We start from the raw sequence: 23,016 nt of genomic DNA on the forward strand, positions 1-23,016 counted from the left end.
ATACAGTTTTTGAATCTGTTATTATTTTTGCGGGCGGGCCTATACTTTTTTGACATTTATATTTTTTATTTTTCTGTTTTTGTTTTAATTCTTTATTTTTTTCGTGGATACGTGCCGCCCCTACGTGGTAATATTGATGTTTTTAAAATAAGTGTAAGGTCGACACTAGTGTAGCGAGTTTTTTACAATAAAATAAGCGTGGTTTCCCACGCCTATTTTGTTTAGTTTAGTATCTCTTTTCTGATTGTAACTTCTTGTTTTGCTTCGTCCCATTTGATGTCTTGTCCGTCTTTTAGACCCAATGCTCTTGCTATGTTTGCTATCGGCAACATTGTTCTTCCGTTTTCTATCATCGGTTTTACATCGCTTTGGATTTCTTTTCCGTTGATTATTATTTTATTTGTATCTACCGGAATTTCTATTGTTGTTTCTTTGTCTTTCAGGATCGCTGTTCTTGTGTCTTCTCTCCACTCTACTGTGTATCCTAGGGCTTCTGCCACGTATCTTATAGGCAGCATTGTTCTGCCGTCTTTTATTATGGCTTTTGTGTCCATTTTGATTTCTTGTGTGTGGTTGTTTATTGTTCTTTGTAGTATGTCTGATCCTATTTTGATCTTCACTTCTATTACTGTCTTTTGTTTTTGCACTTCTGCTTTTGCATCTTTGCTTGGCGCCTTTATATATCTCCAGTCTATTGAACCTCTTTGATCATTGTCATTTCTAAATGCTCTTGGTGCCACTTTTATGCTTGGTGTTAGTGGGGTAGGCTTCATTGACCATACTGCCTTTAGGGTTATGTTCTTTTCTACAGGGCTGTTAAAGTCATATTCTCTTCCTTCTAATTCCCATCTTTCAAAAGTTAATCCTTCTGCTTTTGGTGCTTCCGGCTTTGCTACTGTTTTACCTTTTTGAACTGTTTGATTTGCTATAGGTGTTCCCCCGTTTGAATCAAATGTTACTGTCACCATTTCTATCGGTTCAACCGGTGCTGCCTTAATTGACCATACTGCCTTTAGGGTTATGTTCTTTTCTACAGGATTAGTAAAGTCATATTCTCTTCCTTCTAATTCCCATCTTTCAAAAGTTAATCCTTCTGCTTTTGGCGCTTCCGGCTTTGCTACTGTTTTACCTTTTTGAACTGTTTGATTTGCTATAGGTGTTCCCCCGTTTGAATCAAATGTTACTGTCACCATTTCTATCGGTTCAACCGGTGCTGCCTTAATTGACCATACTGCCTTTAGGGTTATGTTCTTTTCTACAGGATTAGTAAAGTTATATTCTTTTCCTTCTAATTCCCATCTTTCAAATTTAAATCCTTCTTTTGTTGGATCTTCCGGTTTTGCTGCTTCTTTGCCCTTCTTAACTACTACCGGAGCAACTTGACTTCCACCATTTGAGTCAAATGTTACTGTAAATACTTCAACTACTTTTACTACTGCTGTTGTTCCGTCCATTTCTACGGTTCCAACTACTTTGTAATTACCTGTTTCATCTTTGTAGTCTGCTCCATCTACAAATTTTTCTGTTTCTTCATTTAACTTTTCTACCGTCAAGTCTTCAACAGTTTTTAACATTGAGATTACATTGCCATCTTTATCTACTTCTTTGATATTTAAAGTATATTTTGTTTGTCCCGGTTTTTCTTTTTGTTTTCTATCTTCTAATCTCTTAGCTTCATCTACTATTTTACCTATCTCTTCTTTGTCTTTAGATCCATCTATTAATTTCTTTGCTAAATTCTTTGATTTATCTGTTATTTCCTTTAATTCATCTATCTCTTTTTTAGCTTTTTCTTTTAGATCGTTTAACTTTCTATCTTCTAATCCCTTAGATTCAGCTACTATTTTTTCTACCTCTGCTTTATCTTTAGCTTTATCTATTAATTTCTTTGCTAAATTCTTTGACTTATCTGTTATTGTTTTTAATTTTTCTATTTCTTTTTTAGCTTTTTCTTTTAACTCAATTTCATTAGCTTTGTCTTTTTCTACTGCCAACTCAAAAGCAATATTAACAGAATTAATAGTCGTAGATGTATTAACTCCACTTATAAATGCTTCTTTTTCTTTGTCACTTAAATATCCAAGATTATTAATTTTTTTAGCTAATCTCACTTTTGTAAATTCTACACTAAAATCGTTTATTTCTTTATCAATTTTTTCTATCTCTATCTTTAGGCTGTTTAATTGCTCTTCGCTTGTATCATAATTATTAAGAGCTTTTATTTTTTTATCTACTTCATCTAATTTAGAAGTTAGTTGAGCTACTGTTTTAAAGAATTTACTTTTAACACTTGCATCTGCTCCTAAATACGCTGACCTTAAACTCTCTACCTCTTCTTCAAATGCTTCTCTTTTTTTATTTAATTCTTCTTTTAATTTTTCAGCTTTATTTTTATTCTCAACTTCACTCGCATAAACAACGCCACTTAATTCCGCATTGCCAAATTTAACCGGCGAAAAAAGTACAAATGCTCCTACTACACATGATACAACACCAATTGACAATCTTCTAATTGAGTATCTATATACTCTATTTTGTTTTTTAGTTTTTATAAACTTTCTTAAATTATCCACGGTTCCTCCTACAAATTTTTTAAATATTTCTTTAATTTTTTTGTTTTTATCTTACTTATAATCTTATCACATGCAAAATATTTATCAACTATTTATCTAATATTTTATAAAGAAATTTATTGACAAAATTAATTTTTAGCATTAAAACATAGATTTTTAGAAAAATTATTTAACTAAATACAAGCTTATAAATAAAAAAAGGCTGAAATCAGCCTGTATGTATTGAAATAAAGCCTCAACTTAAAATTTCAATAACTCTCTAAATTCCCACCACTCTTGCCAATTATTGGCGCTCATCTTTGCGGGGCAAATCTTTCTTGATGCGTCATAGTGTCTTACCACTCTATCCCAAGGTATGCCATAATATGCCATCAAAAATTTTATCAAATCATGAGCATTTTTCTTGGTCTTGTTCCAATCACTATCTTGGTTAACACATAGTTCAACTCCGATTGAATTGGAATTTGTTATCCCATATCTACCTTTTCCGTCTCCACAGTGCCAAGCTGCGTGGGCTACTTCTATTATCTCTACACTTCCTTTATCGTCTACAAAGTAGTGAGCCGAAGCTTGTCTATCTCCTTTGCCAAAGTATCTGTAGTGTGCCAATGCATCGGCTCCTTGCGAATAATTTCCCGTATCATGCACTACTATAAACACCGGCCTTTGCATTCCTCTTTTTGAAAAATTGTATTTCGTGGGTTTTTTATCTATCAACATTTATTTTGTCTCCTAATTCTCTTCTGATCGCTGCAATTGCGTTCATTTTTGTATTTATTACCGTTCTAACTTTTATTCCAAGTTCGCTAGCTATTTCCGAATGGCTTTTGCCTTTGAAATAATATAGAACCAGCACTTCTCTTTGTCTTTCTGTGACTTTTCTAATGGCTTTATAAAGCTCAACTTCTATTTCTCTTTCTAAAAAATCTTCTTCTGTAATATGTCCATCTTCGATGTCAAAATTTGGCTCGAATAGATCAATTTTACTCTCATGTTTTACTAAGTATTTCATTGTGTCAAGATAGAAATATTTTAAGTAGTTTTTTACATAATTTAAAAAATGTCCCCTATCTTCACAGTATGTTTCGATACACTCCAACACTATTACTCTCCCGTCTTGCAACAAGTCTTCAAATTCTCCTCTAATTGGGCAATATCTTGATATTGAAGATATTATAAGTGGGTTCAGAGTTTCTAAAAGTTCTTGTTTGATTTCGTCATCGTTTGCATTTTCAATTAGATAATTTATATCCATAGCTAACCTCCCTTATTTTAGTTTAGAACTTACGTTCTTAAGTAGATTATAGTACGTATGTTCTTTTTTGTCAAAGTTTGATTTTATAGGATGAATTTTTATTTTAACTTCGCAAGAGCGGCACATTTTTTTCAAGATTAGTTGTGAATTTAAAGGAACATGTACAAATTGAAAAATTATATGATGAAGTAATATAAGCCTGCCCGTTATTTTTTGGTTATGTTATAGGGAGCGGCGAGACTTAACCTTTTTACAATAAAATAAATTACTATCTATTTTAGTTAATTTACTTATTGCTGTTTAAATTTCCTATACTGTCGCTTAATTCATGAATACTATTTGTTAAATCACTTAACTTGGATTCTATTCTGAATAATAAATAAAATGTTATAGCTATTGGAAATCCAACGTTTGAAACTTGTGTCATTATTTCGTCCATATTTTCCTCCTTTGTTATGTTTATTTTATTGATGTTTACGGGCGGACCTATATTTTTTTATTATTTATACTTTTTATCTGTCTGTTTATATTTTAATTCTTTATTTTTCTTGCAATCACGTGCCGCCCCTACCGGTTTGGTTTAATTAAATTAATAAAAATATTCATCCTTATCCCAATTATATGGATTATTTTCAATATATTCGCACACGTTCAAATGTTCCCTTTCGTCTCTGACAATTCTGTCATAATACCCACGTTGCCACACTGGGAATTTTAAACCTCGGCTTACATCTGATTTTAATTTACGTACAATTTTTGGAACGGAGTTTTTGGAATCAATTAACACCAATGTGAAATGAATATGATTTGGCATTATAATATAGTGTTCAATTTCAGATATATTTTTTAATGTTTTATCAATTTTTTGTCCCAATTCATTTAAAATGATATTTGGTTGGTTTTTAAATTCAATGTTTCCAAATATTTTTTGTTTTTTATCGGCACATATTGTTATAAAGTATATTCCATTTGATGAATAATCATAGTTTTTTAGCCGTATTGTTTTTCGTTTTTGTAGTTTTGATTCCATGGTTTCCTCCTTTTTGTTTATTGTATCATTCATTGTGTTTATGGGTTGTTTTATTTTAAATTGCGCTTTATTAACGAATCGTAGGGGTAGCACGAGTGCAGCGAGGTCCGCCAGTTTCACAATAATTTAAATTAATCTATGTTTTTATTTTTCGTTTGCACAATAATTTTTATGTTTTTGATATTTCTTTTTATCGGAGTTGAGGGCGGGCCTTTGTTGTTTTGTTATTTATGTTTTTTATTTGTCTGTTCATTTTTTTAATTCTTTATTTTTCTTGCAATCACGTGCCGCCCCTACGGTTATTGGTAATATTTGTGTCTTTTATAACTATACAATTTTATCTTGGTTGGCGGGTCGGCCTCATCCTATCGCATTCGTGCGAAGTCCGCCAGTTTCACAATAATTTAAATTAATTTATGTTTTTATTTTTCGTTTGCACAGTAATTTTTATGTTTTTGATATTTCATTTTATTGGGGTTGAGGGCGGGCCTTTGTTGTTTTGTTATTTATGTTTTTTATTTGTCTGTTCATTTTTTAATTCTTTATTTTTCTTGCAATCACGTGCCGCCCCTACGGTTATTGGTAATATTTGTGTTTTTTATAACTATACAATTTTATCTTGGTTGGCGGGTCGGCCTCATCCTATCGCATTCGTGCGAGGTCCGCCCGTTTCACAATAATTTAAATTAATCTATGTTTTTATTTTTCGTTTGCACAGTAATTTTTATGTTTTTGATATTTCATTTTATTGGGTTTGAGGGCGGGCCTTTGTTGTTTTATTATTTATGTTTTTTATTTGTCTGTTCATTTTTTAATTCTTTATTTTTCTTGCAATCACGTGCCGCCCCTACGGTTATTGGTAATATTTGTGTCTTATAAAGACAAAATCATATTACCAACCATATGTAAATAAAGAAATCAACCTTGTAAAAGGTCTTTTTCTATGACTTCTTTGGTGTATGCCTTACCAAAGCCGACAATGTCGCCTTCAGGGCCAACAAACACTTTCGCATCTCTGATTGTTGTTTCCAACTCTGTTAGTTCAGTTTTTTCGATGCTTTCTTTCGGGTCTTTGAAACTCATGTTTAAAGTTTTTCCTCCTGTGTCTTTAAAGACAAGTTCTAAAGTTTTCTTAACCATAATTTTCTCCTTTCGTTAGTACTATTCTGTAATTTCCGACTCTGTGATTTTGTAGATTTTTTCTACCGGCGTTTTTAAAAGATTTCCTAATTTAGTCGCTACGTTTTTAACTGCGTCAATTTCGGCGTCTTTATTCAGCCTTGGCAGTATCTTAGACTTGATTTTTTCCTTGCCATCTTCTCCTAAGGTAGCTTTGAACTCAAGTTTTAACTTTGCGCTCTTTACTGTTTCCTTTGCCATGTTATCACCTCCTTGTACTATATATATAGAAATAAGGTGCAAAAGTTACTATTCATTTTTTAAATTTTTAAAAAACTTTTTGAACTTGTGTTTTTATAAAAATGAACATAAAAAAACCCGAGATTTCTCTCGGATTTTTATTTTAAGCTAAACTTATTTTGTTTTAACTGCTATTTCAAAAGCATCAATAGCTTCTTGTAATGGTTTTACACCAGCTTTAACTTCTTCTGCTTTTTCTTTAGCTAAAGCTTCTTTAGCTTTTGCTATAGCTTCATCTAATTTAGTGAAAGCTTCTTCTGGAGCCCATTTAGTTCCAGCTTTTACTGCATCTTCATTAGCTGCTTTTTCAACACCGCTTTTAACTTTTTCAGCTTTGTCTATAACTGTTTGAAGTTCAGCTTTTGCTTCTTTTAATTCTTTAGCTACTTTATCTGCTTCTAAATCCTTAACTGCTTTTTCTAAATCAGTTATGAAATTATAAATTCTACCATCAACATTTCTGTCATCAGTAAATCTTACTTCATATTCAACTTTTACATCAGTTTTTGCTAATTTAGCTAATTTATCTAAATCAGAAGTAGCAACTAAATAAGTTCTTGTGTTATCTTTAGCATCTGCATTAAAGTTATCACGAGCTTCATTCATTACAACAATAGATTCATTTGGTGAGAAGTTTCTAGTGATTACAACTTTACCTACGTGAGTTCTATCACTAATAGTAGTGAACATACCCTTAATAGCTCCTTCAAGAGCTGTGTTTGCCGGAAGAATTGAAAGTACTTCTATCTCAGTTGTAACTTTGTTATCTTTTCTTGCAAATTGAAGTTTATCTCCAACTCTTAAGTCTTTGTATTGTTTTGCATTGAAGATATCAGCATCTCTTACGTCTAATGAAGACATATCGCCATATTTATCAACAATATTAATTATTCTCTTGTCATTAGCAAATCCTCTAACTTCTACGATTGGGAAATCATTAGTTTTGCTATGGTCAATTACAGTAGTAAGTCTATCGTTGTATTGAACTTTTATAACATCATATAGATCACCATAGTTATATGGGAATGCTTTTGTGTTATTTAAGAAGTTTCTTTCAACTAATTTTCCATCAGTATCTTCAAGAGTTGTATTTCCTAAAGAACTTGCTTGGTTAACTACTCTGAACATTTCAGCTTTAGCTGATTTAGCTACAACGTTGAATACTACAACTTTAGCAGTTCTTGCATCTCTTTGGTTGAAAGCATCAACTACTGCTTTGTGTCCGTTTACATCATATCCTGCATAAACGTTAGGAACTCTATCTAAGTGTCTGTAACCAATTAGGCTGATAGCTTCGTTAACATCTTTAACTTGTCTCATAATGTTATTAGCTGGGTTAGCTACGAAGAATTTTGTATCGTTAGTTAAATCTAATGTTACGTTATCTCCTGCAACTCCTCTAACAAATTCGATAGTTTTAGCTTTTAAACCATCTTTGTCAAGTTTAATGTTTACATAACCATTTTCAACTCTTGTATCTTTAAGGCTTGCTACATCAGTATATCCTGTTTCAGCAACTTTTTCAGCTACTCCGTTCCATCTTGATTCTTCAAGAGCTAATTCTCTTGGGTTACCAAGTTCAAGGATGTGAGTTACTTCTTTTTTATCATTAGTGATTACTCTAACTAAAGATCCTAGGTAGTAGTTTGGATTACTTAAGTTATAAACTTTTACTACATTTGATCTATCAAGTGCTGCAGTATTTACAAATACTGTATCAGTAGTGATAGTGTATTCTTGTTCTTTAGCATCTTGGTTAAGAACTAATTTGTCTCTGTTTAAAGAAGAAAGTACGCCAAGTTTTTCGTTAGCTGCAGTTCTTCTGAAGTTCTTCATCTTGTAAAGAGCGTTGTATACCATTGTGAATGCGTCGCCTCTGTTAGCAGCTGCGTTTGAATCAGCAACAGTTACATCATCAAGAATTCCTAATTGTTGTGCCCATGTTAACCATAGACCAGCCCATTTAGCGTTAGCTTCTTTAACCATATCAGCTGTTAGATCAGTTTTAACTAGAACTACTAACATTTTTGCAAGTTCTGCATATGTTACGTTGTTTTCCGGTTTGAATGATCCATCTGGGTAACCTTGTAGCATTGGTTGTCCGTTAGTTGCTGAAGGAACTGTTGTACCTACAGTGATAACGCCGTTTGCCCAATGTGAGTTATCAACATCGCTGTAAAGTTTCATAGCACCTTGTAATTTAGCTGCTAGATCTTTGTTTCCGTTTGCAATAGCTAAAAGCTTAGTGATTTCAGCTCTTGTAATGTTTTTGTCTAGTCCTAGACTTCCATCTTCGTAACCTTCAACTAATTTTTTATCAACAACGTATTGGATTTTGTTATCCTTACCTGTGATTTTTTCAACTTTTTCAGTTGTTTTAGTTTCGGCAGCGAAAACAGATGTGAATGCGCCTAGTACCATTACTAGTGTTAGTACTAGAGATAATAATTTCTTGTTCATCTTGTCTTTCGACCTCCTTAAAATTTTTGTAGACCTACAAAAGTCTTAAACTTTTGCTAGACTGCTTGAACGAACAGTCTTTTCAGAGGTGACAAGTTAAACATTAGTCACATGGATTAATATTTAGTTGTCATTGTTCCTCGTTGTTATTATTATACACTATTACGTTTAAATGTAAAATTACAGTTGTGTTACATTTTTGTAACTTGATGAAACATTTTTGTAATCACGTGCCGCCCCTACGGTTTTTGAAATTGTTTGTTTTACGGGCGGGCCTATATTGTTTTGTCATTTATGTTTTTTTATTTTTTTGTTTTATTTTAATTCTTTGTCTTTCTTGTAATCACGTGCCGCCCCTACTGTTGTTTCATTAATTTTTGATATTTCAGCGTGTAATCACACAACGAAAAGAAGAGACAGATTTCTCCATCTCTTCTTCTTTTGTAGGAATTAAGTTATTTTTTTGTAGGAATTAAGTCATGTCGTACGCTCTTTTAAAGTTATTTAATTCTTGTCTTGTGACAATCCACTTTAATAGATCATATATAAAGAATTTAAACTTGGCGTTCCAAACATTAGAGTAACATTTCCAATACCCCACGCATTTACAGTCACATCGTTTTTCTTTAAAAGCTATTACATCTTTTAAAGGATATCCCAGGAATATGCCCACTTCACAAGGACAACTCGGACCGTTGAAATGTTGCTTTAATATATTTAAAGATTCACGCATGTCGCATTCATACGCATAGCCATATTCAGAAAGAAATTCTTTAATTTTCACGTCCTTGATTCTATTTTTTAATCTTTGCGGATGGTACAAATAGACAAGTACCGAATCTTCACTACACCTTAATATTATGGAATCTAATTTGAGGAGTCTTTCAAAGGCGGTGTTATGTTTTATCCAACAACTTTTTAAATCTCTACCGGAAGATTTTAAGTTAATGAGTGTGCCGACCTTTCTACCGTAAACAGTAGGTGCTGTATAGAATTTTAAAAGAGCAAGTACATAATTATAATCGTCTAATTCTTTAATTTTAAAGAAATACTTGCTGAAGTCCGCTTTTAATTTATGCGTTGGCAAGAAGTTTACCAAGAGCTTCACAATCCTCTTTGTCATCTTCTTTAGGTTGATCATAAACTGCTAGAGGTTCATCTACTAATTTCACGCCAAAACCTTCAAGCTCCTCTTGCCAGTCTCTAATCCACTGTCCATCTGCCCATTCATAAGATCCGAAAATCGCAACTTTTTTAGTGGAAAGCAATTCATTTACACTGTCCATGAAAGGACGCATATATCCTTCTTCAAGTTCTTCAGCTCCCATTGCCGGGCAACCAAATGCAACTTTATCAACATTTTTTACATCATCAACTGTAGCATTTGATACTTCAATTACTTTACACTCTTCACCAGCTGCTTTCACGCCATCTTCTATGTAGTGAGCCATCTGTTCAGTGTTACCAGTGCCACTCCAATAAATGATATTTACCATTTCTAGCTCCTTTCTCTATCGAAAAACTTTTTTAAACTAACTAAGGGTTTGTATGAACAACTGTTTTAAGAAGTTTTTGATAGTGTTTATCATTTACAAGTATTATTATACGTTCCTCGTTATTGTTTGTCAATACTTTTTGATAAATTTTATCATTTATTTTTTTATTCTCTTTAAGCCTTGAATTTACTGATATCTAAGGCTATTTACTATTTATTTTTTTAAAAATAATTTATTTTTTAATTTATATTTTTATATTTTATACACTTAACATCAGTTAATATAATTTTTTTATTCCATGAGTCTTTTATTAATGCTTTCGGATAGACTTCACGTTATTGCGTTCTCGCGAACCCTATTGAGTTATGTATTGATATCTTTATATTTTTGTTATTAAAACAAAAAACGGACTGCACTGCAATCCGTTCATAATATAATTCTATTTAAAAAACTCACTTCCCATTTCAAATAAAGTATCTGCGCTTATATTTTCACTTGTCATAAAACTATATAGTATTCCATCTTCCTCGAAAAGTAGGTGATGTGAAATAGAGGTTTCTCTTTTTGTACCCTCTCCACCAATTCCAACGTTAAAGAAAGGGTCGTTTTTAGAGCGTTCTTTTTCTTCCGTGGTCATTTCTTTTTCACTTGCTAAAAATAAGCTCTCAAGTCTTGTGAAATAGAATTTATGCCCGTCTATTTCTTTAACTTCAGTGTGTTCTAGAGTATCTATTTTTGGAACGTTAAATGGTACCTTGTCTATATTCACTTCTAAAAGTTCTCCACCTTCATTTTTATATGTTACATCGATGGCTTTCCTCTTATTCATTTGACTACCATTTTCATCAACATTGGCAAGATCTTCTATTCTAATTCCATCAAACTTAAAGTCTCCTATAGTTTCGGGGACAACTGCTTCAAATCCTGCTTTCTTTTCAGCTTTTTTAATATCTTCATATTTTGTATAGTTGTAATAAGAAGTTGAAGAGCTTATTGTGCCTGTTATAGTACCTATTGCATAAACTCCTCCTCCTATTAAAATACAAATCACTAAAGCTGCTGCTAATTTTAATTTCTTCATTCTCTTCATCATAAATCCTCCTCTTTCTCGTTCCAAGTCTCTTATTTGTAAATCAATCTTATTTTTTACAAAGTCGGAAGGAAATACTTTATCAACAGAAGAATTAATTTGTTTTTTCAATTCATCTTCAAATTTTTCTTTATCAATCATTTGCTTCCTCCCTTTTCGGCAATACAACTTCTGAATTTAGCTTTTCCAATTCTCTTTTCAAATCTTTTCTAGCCTTATACAGCCTTGACTTGACAGTTCCTTGAAAACTCCCGCAAATCTGAGCAATTTCTGCAATTGTGAAATCATTGTAATAATATAGCACTATGACTTCCCTAAGTTTTGGTTTTAGATTCATAAGACAAATTTGAATCTCATCTTCCAATGCAATTTTATCTTCTTGGCTATTTTCAGTTCCCTTGACTTCAATTTTTTCTAAGATATCTTGTTCCGGAAATTCTCTTTGATTTTTATTGTATTTTTTATAGGCTCTATTTTTTAAAATGGCATACAGCCACGTCTTCAATTTAGTATGGTCTTTTAAAGCAGACATATTTTTATAAGCCGATACAAATGTATCCTGTAGTACATCTTCTGCATCATAAGAATTTCCTAAAATCAAATATGCTGTTCTATATAACATTAAATGGTACTTTCCATATAATTGGTCAAAAGCTTCTTTGTCGCCGGCCTTTATAGCTTCGACCATTTGGATATCATCCATGCTCAGTCTCCTTCCTTTTTTGATGCATCTATATATAAGATATGTATTATGATTAAAAGGTTCATTTTATTTAAAAATATTATAAATTATTTTTAGATTTGATGTTTAATTGCATATAAAAAAGAGCCTGTTTCCAAGCTCTTAATTATATAAATTTCTGTCCCCAAACTTGATTTTACTATCCACAACTACTCTCTCTGAAGGTAGTTCATATTTATCCACCATAGTAAAGAGTACCTTTGCAACTTCTGCTCTACTCATTGGATTATTTGGATAGAGCATACCTCCTGCTCCGCCATTTACAACTCCAACTTTCACAAGTGCTCCAACGTAGCCTTTGTTTTCATTTCTAATAGAAGCTGAGTCTGCAAACTTAGATGCTGCAGCAGAATCCGGTTTTACTTTGTATATATAACCGATTATTCCCATTACTTCTTGTCTAGAAATAGGTTTGTTTGGATTCAAAGCTCCAGTTGTCGGGGTCAAATAACCGGCCTTAATTGCCTTTGCAATATCTTGGTAGTACCAATCTGATGTAGATACATCAGAAAATGTAACTGCATAAGTTTTTTCCAACCCTGCCATGGAATTTATTATGGAATAAAACTCTGCTCTACTCATCATATCGTCCGGTTTAAATGTATCCTGGGCATAACCTGTCATAAAGCCTCTATCACTCATATCGTCAATATAAACTTTAGCCCAATGATTCTTTGTGTCCTTAAATACCTTTGCATATGCCGTGGAAGAATTGAACAAAATCATAAGAGAAAGTAATGTAAACAAAAACTTAACACTTCTTTTCATTCTCATCACCCTAATCTTATTTACAAATTAATTGTAACATCATTATATAATTTATTACTTTAAATTTGTGTTACAGATAATCTGAGGTTTGTAATAATTCTGAAATATTTACATTTTATGGGTATAATTATTGTAAAATCTAATTTAGATATTCAAATTAGCAGGAGGAAAAATGGAATTATTAGAATTTTTAAAATCTCAAAATGTAGATGAAAATTTACTAAACGAAGTAAATAAATTTAGAGCTTATTATAAATTGGATAAAGATTTGAAGTACAGAGTTCCTGAAGTCAATTTTAAATTTTATGGAAAGGAAGTTTGGGAAAAGGCAATAGCCGGAATACTTTCCGGCAATCACATACTTTTAACAGGTCCTAAGGCAACCGGTAAAAATGTGCTATCTGAAAATTTAGCTACACTTTTTAGCAGACCTCTTTGGACTATTTCTTTGAATGTAAACACAGACTCAGCTTCCCTTATAGGAACTGATACTTTTAGAGATAACAATGTTATTTTAAAAAAAGGTCCTGTGTATGAATGTGGAGAGTTCGGAGGCTTTGGAGTGTTTGACGAAATAAATATGGCTAAGAACGAGGCGCTTTCTGTTGTGCATTCCGCTCTTGACTACAGAAGAATTATAGATGTGTCGGGATACGGCAGACTTAAATTGCACGAGGCGACAAGATTTATTGCAACTATGAACCACGGATATATTGGGACGAGAGATTTAAACGAGGCGCTTGTATCCAGATTTATGGTAATTGAAATGCCGACTATTTCAGAAGAAAACTTAAAATCTATTTTAAGAGATAAAACTAAACTTACTGAAAAATACATTGAATTGTTTACAAGATTTTTCTTGGATATTGAATTAAAAAGTTTAAATTCTGAAATTTCTTCAAAGCCTATCGACTTGCGTGGTCTACTCGGAGCTATAAAGCTAATGGAAATGGGACTTGATATAAAAAGTGCAATCGAAATGGGCATAAGTCATAAATCTTTCGATTCTTATGAAAGTGAAATAGTTGGAGATGTTTTAAAAACTTTGATTAGAAAAGACTTAAAATCTGAGGAATTATTTAATGAGTAGGAATAAAAATATTGTATGGACAATTTCAGAAGATTACTCAGATGTAAACACAAATTCCTTTTTATCTGAAACTCCTTACAAACTTGCCTTACTTGGAATTTCACATAAACTCTACAATAAATTTGCAATCGAAAAGTTTTTGAGTTTTCACATAAATTCCAAAACCAACTATAAAGATTTAAAGATGATTATGGCACTTGCCATTGAAAACGCAACAAGAGAAAAACTTTTTGAATTTCGCCCGGGAACGGTTGACTTTTTTGAAGAGTTTTTAAAAAGTTTAAAACACAAATATGAATTTTTAGAGCCAACTTCTATAAGTGAAGAATTGGAGCGAGCTTACTATTCGAGTTTTTTGAACAAACCAAGAATTGTAAACGGAAGTCTTGAAGAAATGTTAAATGAAATAGAAAATTTTCATTCTCTAGGCACTTATGAGCTCTTAAATTTTTTAAAAAATCTATATCAAAAGTATTTTCATGTTTATGACACAATGCCAACAACTGATAAGGTTGAAAAATTTATAGAAAAAGTTAAATCTAAACAGATAATAAATCCTATGGTTGTAAATGTGAAAGAAGTTGAAATTTCTGACCTTGAAAAATTCAATATAGAGTCTGCCGAGTTCACTCAATCGATTTATGAAGATTTGAAAGAAGTTATAGACAAGTCAAATATAAAGTCAGGGGCTAAGGATTACTCGGCTATAGTAGAGAGAAGATATGGCAAATCTATTGGAAGACCAAACGAAATAAAAAAGCTTGAGAGTGAAATTTGCACCGGAATACATGAAAATGTAAAGTTGCATTTTACCAATGGCGAATACACTATGAAAGATTCTTTCTTTAAAGCTCAAGCTGATGAAGTTCATACTAAAAATTTAGAAAAATATCGTGCAGATGAGTTGCACTTTAAAAGAGCCACAATAAATTTAAAAGAAGTGTTGAAAAACTCAATTTTAAAAAATTCTGAACAGTACAACATTAGAAGTACAATGGGAGAGTTAGTTGCAAGCGAAATTTGGAAGAGTTTATATTCTAACAATCAAAAAGTTTTCAAAAGAAACTATTCAGATGACCTTGGAGATATTTCAGTAGATATCCTATTAGATTCTTCCGCTTCTCAAACTGTTAGGCAGAGCGAAGTTGCAATTGAGGCCTTTATAATCGCAGAAGCGCTTACTTCTTTAAATATAGATACAAGGGTTATTTCATTTAACAACTTTTTTGACAGAATGATTATAAAGACTTACAGAGACTATCACGACTCAAAGCTCAAGAACTCAGAAATTTTTAAATTCCAAGGCTCCGGTAGCAATCGTGACGGATTGGCTATAAAATTGATTACTAACTTGATAGAAAAAAATCCACACGATAGAAAATTTTTGATTATTCTTTCAGATGGTAAGCCGAATGACGAAACGGACCTCGGTTTAATTGGCATGGCAGACCTTGGTGTTGAAAATTATGTTGATGAAATTGCAACGTTTGACACTTACAATTCAGTAATGAAAGCAAGGCTTATGGGGATAAATGTGTTAGGTGTATTTACAGGTCTTGAAGAAGATTTAGAAACAGAGAAAAAAATATTCGGCAGTGACTTTGCATACATCACTGATTTAAAAAGATTTCACTCAATTGTCGGAATATTCTTTAAAGCAATTGCAAATAAAATAAATTAAAGTCGCCTTAGTGATAAGACGACTTTTTCTTACTCATTCGCTTCCTTGCTGTTTATGAAGATAAAACCACCTAGAGAATAGGCAAGCGGAATAATCAAATCCATATATACCTTGTAAAATGTTAGCTTACTTATCACAAAGATTAAGCTGATTGCAACTATCCATATTGCTAAATTTATCAAATATTTTTTACTTTTTATATAGTTCTTTACCTTTTTTGTATAGTTCTTTTCTAATAACTCAATAGTTAGATGAAATAGACACATTGCCATTCCCACTAAATAACCTATATGAGTTATTGGCTCTTTTGACCATTGCACGTCTGTATTCATAAGGTATATGACTCTTTCTCTTGTCAGTTGTTGCCATTTTGGCCACACTTCAAGACCATGATACCTTACCAAGACATATATACAAAATATAAAAAATAAAAAGTAGACTACACTTATTTTTCTTCTAATCTTCATTTGTACTCCTATTACCAATCTATCTTAATAAATTTAAACTATATCCCTTTTATTTTGTACATTAATTAATTGATTCTACATTAATTAATCCTCAAAAATGTACCCCTGTTATTATGCCTATATAAATTAAAATAATATTTCATACGTATCTCTAAATATGTCTAAATATTTTATTTAACTTAATATATTTTTTTACTTTTGTCAATAATCATGCTAACCTAATAATTACATATAAAAAATGGCACTTCTAAAAGAAATGCCATCCAATTTTAAATTATTTCTATTTATCCGAAAAATCCATTTATTATCAAAAGAACTACAAATCCTATAGCCCAAGCTATTGTTGTTGGGATAGACCAAATTCTAATTTGCTCTTTAGCGTCGCTTATTCCCATAGTTCTATTTACAACCCAGAAGAATGAATCACTGAATTGGCTGAAGAATAATGAACCTATACATGCTGAAAGTGTGGCAAATGTAGGATTAACTCCTAAGGATGTCATAATAGGGGCAGTGATTGAGGCTGCTGTAAGCATTGCAACTGTTCCCGAACCTTGGATAAGTCTCATCATTGTAGCTATTATAAATGGTAAGAATAATGGCGGAATTGCTGTTGTGGCAATGCCTTTTGCTATATATTCTCCAACTCCGCTTGTTCTAAGTACAGAACCTAAAGCTCCACCACCGCCTGTTACAAATATTATTATTCCGGCGGATGCTAAACCTTTTTCCATCATCTTGGCAACTTCATCTCTTGGTGCGTCTTTAGCAAGTAAGAACAATGCTAAGAGAACTCCAACCGCAACGGCAACTATAGGCGCTCCTGTAAAGTTTATTATCCATTTTAAAGTTTCATTTTCAACTCCAACTAATGCCGTTACATTTTGTAATAGTATCAACACTATTGGAACTAATATTGGCAAGAATGAAGAAAATGCGCTTAGTAAGTTTTCATCAAAGTCAGCTAAAATTTCATCAGCCACAGCTTTGCTTCTCTCTCTTGTCCAACCTTCTCCATCTTCTGTAGGAATTTGATAAATCTTTTTACCAATGTATTTTGCATATACTAAACAAGCTGCTGACATAGGTATAGCTATTAATATCCCCCATAATATAAGTGAGCCTATATTGGCTCCAAATATACCGGCCGCTCCTATAGGACCGGGTGTTGGCGGAATTAATGAGTGAGTTATTACAAGTCCAGATGCAAGAGCTACTCCAAGTCCAACCATAGATTTCTTACTTTGACGAGAAAGTGCTTTTGCAAGTGGCGCTAAGATTACAAAGCCTGAATCACAAAATATTGGAATTGAAACTAAAAATCCTGTTATCGTAAGAGCTATTTCTTCTTTGTCTTTACCCAATACTTTTAAGAATGTGTATGCCATCTTTTTAGCTGCACCACTAAACTCAAAAATTTCTCCCATCATAACTCCAAGACCTATTATTACTCCTATACTTCCAAGAGTTCCTCCAAATCCATCGGTTATCGCCTTTATTAGATTAGGTGCGGGAAATCCTCCTATAGCTCCTATTAGTAAACTCGCTATAATTAACGCTAAGAAAGTGTGAACTTTAGTTTTTAAAATCATAAATACCAAGAATATTATGCCTATTACCATGGCTATAATCATTCTCTCAGGCGAAAGCATCAATTCTCCCATTATTTAACTCCTCCACTTTTAAATTGGTTTGCATATTTTGCCGCTACTTTTACAGCTTCTATCATACTTACAGAACTTGCCGTATTAGTTCCGGCTATTGGATAAGCTGTTCCATGGTCTACACTTGTTCTTAAAAATGGCATAGAATTTGTAAGTGAGATTGTCTTTTCAAAATTATATGTCTTAGTTGCAACGTGTCCTTGGTCATGATACAAACTCAAAACAGCTGCGTAACTTCCGTGAAGTGCTTGGTGGAACACAGAGTCTGCCGGCACAGGTCCTGCAACATCGTAGCCTTCTTCTTTAGCTTTCTTAACAGCCGGTTCTATTTCATTCACTTCTTCCCAACCAAACAATCCATGTTCTCCTGAGTGAGGATTAAGCCCTGCAACCGCCATAGTTCCTTTAACTCCCAGCCTGTGCATAGCTTCTGTACATCTCTTTATATAGTCTAAAACTCTATCGTATTTTATTGTGTCTATTGCATCTTTAAGGCTTAAGTGTCTTGAAAGGAAAAATACTCTCAAATTTTCAACTTCGAACATTGTAAGAGGGTCTTTTACTCCGGAAATATCTTCAAACATCTCTGTATGTCCTATATATGGAACTTTTGCTGCTCTTAGAGATTCTTTGTTGATTGGTGTTGTAGCAACTGCATCAACCTCTCCAGCCATTGCAAGTTCTCCGGCTTTTTTCACATATTGATAAGAAGCTTCCCCACAAAGTGCATTCACTTTTCCAAATTCATAGTCTTCTTTAACTATTCCTAAGTCGATAAGGTCTATTGTTCCTTTTTCAAAAAGAGCTTCTGATACTTCTCTAATTATATTAATCTTTAAATCTAATCCTGTTACGTCTAATGCTTTTTTTACTACAAACTCGTCTCCTACTAATATCAATTTTGATATTTCCTGAACTTCATCACTTGCCCATGTGTGCATTGTGATTTCAGGTCCTATACCTGCAGGGTCTCCAAGTGGTATTGCTATAATTGGCTTTTTCATTTATTTCCTCCTCAAATATTTTTTAACTTATTAATGCACTTACTCATTGCAAATTTATCTCCTACCATACCTCCTTTAGAAATTATTCTAAGTTGCGGAAAATACCCGCCCATAATTCTTCCGTACGCAACCAAAGGTAAAACTTCTTCTCTTATTTCAATTCCTATTGCGCCTGATTCTTCTGAAAGGGCAACAGTAATATCTCCTCCAGTGCAAAATACGCCCGAAAAATTATGCTCTAATTTCAAAATTTTGCTCGCCAGTTTTGCAAGCCCGTTTGAAATTTTAATTGATATATCATCTATTGATATGTTTAATCTTTTTGAAATTTCTTTTAAATCTAATCTACTTTGACCGTCTCTATAAGGTGTGGTTGTTATCATCAAAACTTCTGTTTCAAATAACTGAGTATCTGACTCTCTAACTAACTCTGTCATATAAGTTTCTAAATCAGTTTCCTCTACAAATTTTAACGGGTCAACTTCTACTACTTTTACATTGTGGTCAAATATTGTTTCATTAATTTGCTTTATAGTTATATCTGTTACAGAGCCTACAACCATCAATACTTTATTGTCTTTGCCTTCATTTTCTAATATCTTCTGTGTTAAAACTTTAGTAAATGGTCCTGCGTCTACTGCAAAAGATTTTTCTTTGGAAACAACTACGGCTTTTGATATTTCTTCTAAATGTCTATTAGATACTCCATCAAAAATAATCAATTTAGTGCCTTTTTTCTTTTCGCTTTTTATCAATTCAGCTATATAATCTACACCTTTTTCTACGTCTTCTAAATATATAGATTTGACTTGATTTTCTAAATTCTTCGATAACAAAGTTTCTGCATCGTTTGAAAATACCGGTGTTTTTGAATCCTTCCCAGCATCTGTATTCATAAGTAGAGAACCATTTACAATCATAGTTCCATTTACTACAATTCTCCCACTGTCTGGATATGCCGGAACACAAATTCCGATATAGTCTTCAAGTTCATCTAAAAATGCTCTCAATTCACTTCCAAGATTTCCCCTCAAAGTTGAGTCTATTCTCTTAGAATATAAAATAACTTCGTCATCTTTTAATTTTTTTAAGCCTTCTCTAACTCTTTTATAGGCTTCTTCAGGTTCAATAGCCCTTGAATTAGTAGTGTATGCAACAACATCCATATCACTTGGAATTTCATTAAAAGAATTTAAAAGACTGCATGCCGTCAGCCCTATCTTTTTCATTAGGGAGCAATTTGCATTTGCCCCTGTTAAATCATCTGCTACCATTACAACTTTTGCCATATAGCACCTAAACTTTCATATATTTTATTTCAGATTCTATTAATCTTTTTTCAAATTCACTACTTAAACCTTGGTCAGTTATAAATAAATCGAAATCTTTTACATCGTGAACATAGTACAAATTTGAATTATTTATCTTCCCACTATCTGCAATCAAAATAGATTTTTTTGAATTCTTCACCATTTCAATTTTTGATAAAATCTTATTCTCAGATGGAGTGAAAATTTTTAAATCATTCGATATGCTTGACGCACCTAAAAAAGCTATATCTGCAGAAAGTCTTTCAAGACATAGTTGAGTTAGTATCCCATTCATACTATTGGTTTCGTTACTCAATAATCCTCCTAAAACTATTAAATTTATTCCTGATGTTTCTTTTAAATAGTTAATAATGGATAAGTCTTGAGTTATCACATTTAGATGACTAAAATCTCTTAGCTTGATTTTTTTAGACAATTCATAACAAGTACTACCCGAGTCCAAGAAAACTGTCATATCTTCTTTAATCAGATTAATTGCCTCTTCTGCAATTTTTCTTTTTTTGTTAATATTTTTCACTTTCTTTTCATCTATAGAAACTTCTACATCTAATGCTCTGCTTGGATAAGCCCCGCCTATTCCTCTTACTGCAAGACCTTTTTGCTCCAGTTCCAATAGATCTCTTCTTATTGTCATCTCAGAGACATTGAATTTTTCAGCTAATTTTTCAATAGTTATAAATTCAGAATTCTTAAGTTGTCTATAAATTTCTTTAGTTCTGATTTCTTTATTCATAGTCTTCACCTAATTTAGATTTTAATCAGATAAAAAAGCATTGTCAATAAAAGTTGTTATATTTTGTTAAATTTGTTATTTTTTTTCATTAATCAGCATAAAAAAAATAGATAGTACATCAAAAATACTATTTTTTGACACACTATCTATTTTATTTTTAATTTTAATTATTTTCTATCGCATCAGTAGGAGCATCTATGTTGTCAAATTTTTTCAATATATCCATAAACTGTTCCCCTGTTATAGTTTCTTCTTTTAACAAGTACCTTGCAATTTCATGAAGGGCTTCCATATTGTCTTTTAATATATTTACAGCTTCAAGATGAGCTTTTTCTACTATTTTAAATACTGCATCATCTATTTCAGCTTGTTTTTTAGGTGAAACTGTCAGTGAGGAATCTCCCCCTAAATATTGATTTGTCATAGCTTCCATTGCCACAAAACCAAATTCATCACTCATACCGAACCTGGTTATCATAGTCTTTGCTATTTTAGTAGCTTTTTCTATGTCATTTGAAGCTCCTGATGTCTTCAAATTAAAAATCAATTCTTCAGCACTTCTTCCACCTGTCAAAGTTACTATTTGACTGAATAAATCTTTACTGCTCATCAAGAATTTTTCTTCTTCATCAACTTGCATAGTATATCCAAGAGCTCCTGATGTACGAGGAACGATTGTAATTTTATGAACCGGTGCTGAACCGTTCTGTTTTGCCGCAACAAGTGCGTGTCCAACTTCATGGTATGCAATTATCTCTTTTTCTTTTGGAGAAATTACTGCATTCTTTCTCTCGTATCCGGCCAAGACAACTTCAACGGACTCTTCTATATCTCGTTGGCTCATAAGACTTCTGCCCTCTCTAACTGCCCTTAATGCCGCTTCATTTACCATATTGGCCAAATCGGCTCCACTTGCTCCTGCAGTAGATCTTGCAACTTGATTGAAATCTATGTCAGCTTCTTTTTTTATTGATTTTGCATGTACTTTTAGTATTGCTTCTCTTCCGGCTAAATCCGGAAGTTCCACAGGTACACGTCTATCAAATCTACCCGGTCTTAACAACGCCGGATCTAATGACTCCGGTCTGTTTGTAGCTGCTAATATTACAACTCCATCATTACCTTCAAACCCGTCCATTTCCGAAAGTAACTGATTTAAAGTTTGTTCTCTTTCATCATTTCCACCAAAACCTGCTCCATCACGCTTTTTACCTATTGTATCAATCTCGTCTATAAAGATTATACAAGGTGCTTTTTCATGAGCTTGTTTAAATAAATCTCTGACCTTGGCAGCTCCAAGTCCAACAAACATCTCTACAAATTCAGAACCTGAAATTGAAAAGAACGGCACTTTTGCCTCTCCGGCAACTGCCTTTGCAAGAAGTGTCTTACCAGTCCCCGGAGGGCCTACTAACAAAGCTCCCTTAGGCAACTTAGCACCTATTGAAGTATATTTTTTAGGTTGATGTAGAAAATCAACTATTTCTGTCAAAGCTTCTTTGGCTTCATCTTGCCCGGCTACATTTTCAAAAGTAATGCCGTCTGTTGACTCAACATAGATTTTTGCATTGCTCTTTCCAAAACGCATTGGGCCTATTCCACCTTCTCCACCGAATTTTTTCAGTACAAATTTAAATAGTATTATATAAAGAAGTACCATCATTCCGAAAGTATATAGGAATGATAAAAACATCGCCACCGGAGCAGGAACTTCTTTAGTAAACTCTCTATTCACTTTTACATTATTTTCAAGCATCAAATCCACTATACCTTGATGTCCTTCAACTCTATTTGTCTTATATTCTATAGTTTTATCAGATTTTGAATCTGAAACTTCAAAAGTATAGTTTCTATCTTTTACACTAACTTCCTTAACTTTTCCACTTACTATCATACTTACAAATTGGTCATAAGATACTTCTTTGACTTCAGGCTTTTTCTCTTGTAAAAACCTATTCATAAAAGGAACTAAAAGTATCGCAATTATTGCCAAAATATAGTAGATATTCCTAGGATTTTTTAAGTTGTTAAATTTATCTTTATCTTTATTTTTCATATCTTTATTATCTGCCATTTATTCACTCCCCAACTAAAATATTTGCAGTGATAACATTATACCCATTTTTCTGACCAAATTTAACCTTTATTTTGAAAATAAAAAATTAATATATAAAAGTCAGAAATTTTCAATATTTCTGACTTTTATATAATTT

21 protein-coding genes are annotated in these 23,016 nt (G+C 32.5%); 2 read left to right on the plus strand and 19 right to left on the minus strand.

What is annotated here, in order from left to right; genetic code table 11:
• Positions 1-221 precede the first annotated feature (221 nt).
• The 13 genes from DYE58_RS01605 to DYE58_RS01665 all read right to left on the minus strand — a co-directional run bounded on the left by DYE58_RS01605 (position 222) and on the right by DYE58_RS01665 (position 12,833).
• A complete protein-coding gene (locus DYE58_RS01605; RefSeq protein ID WP_115311951.1) occupies positions 222-2,573 on the minus strand; it encodes an InlB B-repeat-containing protein in 2,352 nt (783 codons plus the stop codon).
• A 240-nt stretch (positions 2,574-2,813) separates the two neighbouring features.
• The gene (locus DYE58_RS01610; protein WP_004822148.1) at positions 2,814-3,293 is read right to left on the minus strand and encodes a peptidoglycan recognition protein family protein; all 480 of its coding nucleotides are present in this window, start codon (positions 3,291-3,293) and stop codon (positions 2,814-2,816) included.
• Positions 3,280-3,828 (minus strand): sigma-70 family RNA polymerase sigma factor, encoded by a 549-nt coding sequence (locus tag DYE58_RS01615; protein WP_004822146.1) that lies wholly within the window; start codon positions 3,826-3,828, stop codon positions 3,280-3,282. The genes DYE58_RS01610 and DYE58_RS01615 overlap by 14 nt, the downstream gene beginning before the upstream one ends.
• Before the next feature lie 286 nt (positions 3,829-4,114).
• Positions 4,115-4,267: a YvrJ family protein gene (locus tag DYE58_RS01620; RefSeq protein ID WP_004822145.1), complete on the minus strand. Its 153-nt coding sequence runs from the start codon at positions 4,265-4,267 to the stop codon at positions 4,115-4,117.
• A 150-nt stretch (positions 4,268-4,417) separates the two neighbouring features.
• Positions 4,418-4,858 (minus strand): transposase, encoded by a 441-nt coding sequence (locus tag DYE58_RS01625; protein ID WP_172463310.1) that lies wholly within the window; start codon positions 4,856-4,858, stop codon positions 4,418-4,420.
• 918 nt (positions 4,859-5,776) lie between these two features.
• Positions 5,777-5,998, minus strand: a complete 222-nt coding sequence (locus tag DYE58_RS01630) for a DUF2922 domain-containing protein (protein ID WP_004822138.1) — start codon at positions 5,996-5,998, stop codon at positions 5,777-5,779.
• 21 nt (positions 5,999-6,019) lie between these two features.
• Positions 6,020-6,238, minus strand: a complete 219-nt coding sequence (locus DYE58_RS01635) for a DUF1659 domain-containing protein (RefSeq protein ID WP_004822137.1) — start codon at positions 6,236-6,238, stop codon at positions 6,020-6,022.
• A gap of 153 nt (positions 6,239-6,391) precedes the next feature.
• On the minus strand, positions 6,392-8,737 hold the full coding sequence (locus DYE58_RS01640) for an S-layer homology domain-containing protein (RefSeq protein ID WP_004822134.1): 2,346 nt from the start codon (positions 8,735-8,737) through the stop codon (positions 6,392-6,394).
• A gap of 472 nt (positions 8,738-9,209) precedes the next feature.
• Positions 9,210-9,845: a DUF3793 family protein gene (locus DYE58_RS01645; RefSeq protein WP_169311340.1), complete on the minus strand. Its 636-nt coding sequence runs from the start codon at positions 9,843-9,845 to the stop codon at positions 9,210-9,212.
• Positions 9,811-10,233, minus strand: coding sequence for a flavodoxin (locus DYE58_RS01650; protein WP_004822131.1), 423 nt, complete (start codon positions 10,231-10,233; stop codon positions 9,811-9,813). The genes DYE58_RS01645 and DYE58_RS01650 overlap by 35 nt, the downstream gene beginning before the upstream one ends.
• 439 nt (positions 10,234-10,672) lie before the next feature.
• Positions 10,673-11,464: a hypothetical protein gene (locus DYE58_RS01655; RefSeq protein WP_004822129.1), complete on the minus strand. Its 792-nt coding sequence runs from the start codon at positions 11,462-11,464 to the stop codon at positions 10,673-10,675.
• A complete protein-coding gene (locus DYE58_RS01660) occupies positions 11,457-12,026 on the minus strand; it encodes an RNA polymerase sigma factor (RefSeq protein WP_004822127.1) in 570 nt (189 codons plus the stop codon). The genes DYE58_RS01655 and DYE58_RS01660 overlap by 8 nt, the downstream gene beginning before the upstream one ends.
• 141 nt (positions 12,027-12,167) lie before the next feature.
• Positions 12,168-12,833 (minus strand): S-layer homology domain-containing protein, encoded by a 666-nt coding sequence (locus tag DYE58_RS01665; protein WP_004822125.1) that lies wholly within the window; start codon positions 12,831-12,833, stop codon positions 12,168-12,170.
• Positions 12,834-13,005: 172 nt separating this feature from the next.
• Here DYE58_RS01665 and DYE58_RS01670 point away from each other — a divergent pair, with 172 nt between their 5' ends.
• Together DYE58_RS01670 and DYE58_RS01675 are read left to right on the plus strand one after the other, a co-directional pair.
• Positions 13,006-13,923 carry an AAA family ATPase gene (locus tag DYE58_RS01670; RefSeq protein ID WP_004822123.1) on the plus strand — a complete coding sequence of 306 codons (918 nt, stop codon included), beginning with the start codon at positions 13,006-13,008 and terminating at the stop codon, positions 13,921-13,923.
• Positions 13,916-15,604, plus strand: a complete 1,689-nt coding sequence (locus DYE58_RS01675) for a vWA domain-containing protein (protein WP_004822121.1) — start codon at positions 13,916-13,918, stop codon at positions 15,602-15,604. Before DYE58_RS01670 ends, DYE58_RS01675 begins: the two co-directional genes overlap by 8 nt.
• 29 nt (positions 15,605-15,633) lie before the next feature.
• Here DYE58_RS01675 and DYE58_RS01680 read toward each other — a convergent pair whose 3' ends face one another.
• The 6 genes from DYE58_RS01680 to ftsH all read right to left on the minus strand — a co-directional run bounded on the left by DYE58_RS01680 (position 15,634) and on the right by ftsH (position 22,877).
• The gene (locus DYE58_RS01680; protein ID WP_115311953.1) at positions 15,634-16,071 is read right to left on the minus strand and encodes a hypothetical protein; all 438 of its coding nucleotides are present in this window, start codon (positions 16,069-16,071) and stop codon (positions 15,634-15,636) included.
• A 284-nt stretch (positions 16,072-16,355) separates the two neighbouring features.
• Positions 16,356-17,735, minus strand: a complete 1,380-nt coding sequence (locus DYE58_RS01685; RefSeq protein WP_004822118.1) for a GntP family permease — start codon at positions 17,733-17,735, stop codon at positions 16,356-16,358.
• The gene (gene pdxA, locus DYE58_RS01690; protein WP_004822115.1) at positions 17,735-18,739 is read right to left on the minus strand and encodes a 4-hydroxythreonine-4-phosphate dehydrogenase PdxA; all 1,005 of its coding nucleotides are present in this window, start codon (positions 18,737-18,739) and stop codon (positions 17,735-17,737) included. Before pdxA ends, DYE58_RS01685 begins: the two co-directional genes overlap by 1 nt.
• A gap of 11 nt (positions 18,740-18,750) precedes the next feature.
• The gene (locus tag DYE58_RS01695; RefSeq protein ID WP_004822114.1) at positions 18,751-20,028 is read right to left on the minus strand and encodes a four-carbon acid sugar kinase family protein; all 1,278 of its coding nucleotides are present in this window, start codon (positions 20,026-20,028) and stop codon (positions 18,751-18,753) included.
• Between the two features lie 7 nt (positions 20,029-20,035).
• Positions 20,036-20,803 (minus strand): DeoR/GlpR family DNA-binding transcription regulator, encoded by a 768-nt coding sequence (locus DYE58_RS01700; protein ID WP_115311954.1) that lies wholly within the window; start codon positions 20,801-20,803, stop codon positions 20,036-20,038.
• Positions 20,804-20,966: 163 nt separating this feature from the next.
• Positions 20,967-22,877: an ATP-dependent zinc metalloprotease FtsH gene (gene ftsH, locus DYE58_RS01705; protein ID WP_425451998.1), complete on the minus strand. Its 1,911-nt coding sequence runs from the start codon at positions 22,875-22,877 to the stop codon at positions 20,967-20,969.
• Positions 22,878-23,016: the final 139 nt, after the last annotated feature.

This window comes from Peptoniphilus indolicus (genome assembly GCF_900454665.1).
In the GTDB taxonomy this organism is placed as follows: Bacteria; Bacillota; Clostridia; order Tissierellales; family Peptoniphilaceae; genus Peptoniphilus; species Peptoniphilus indolicus.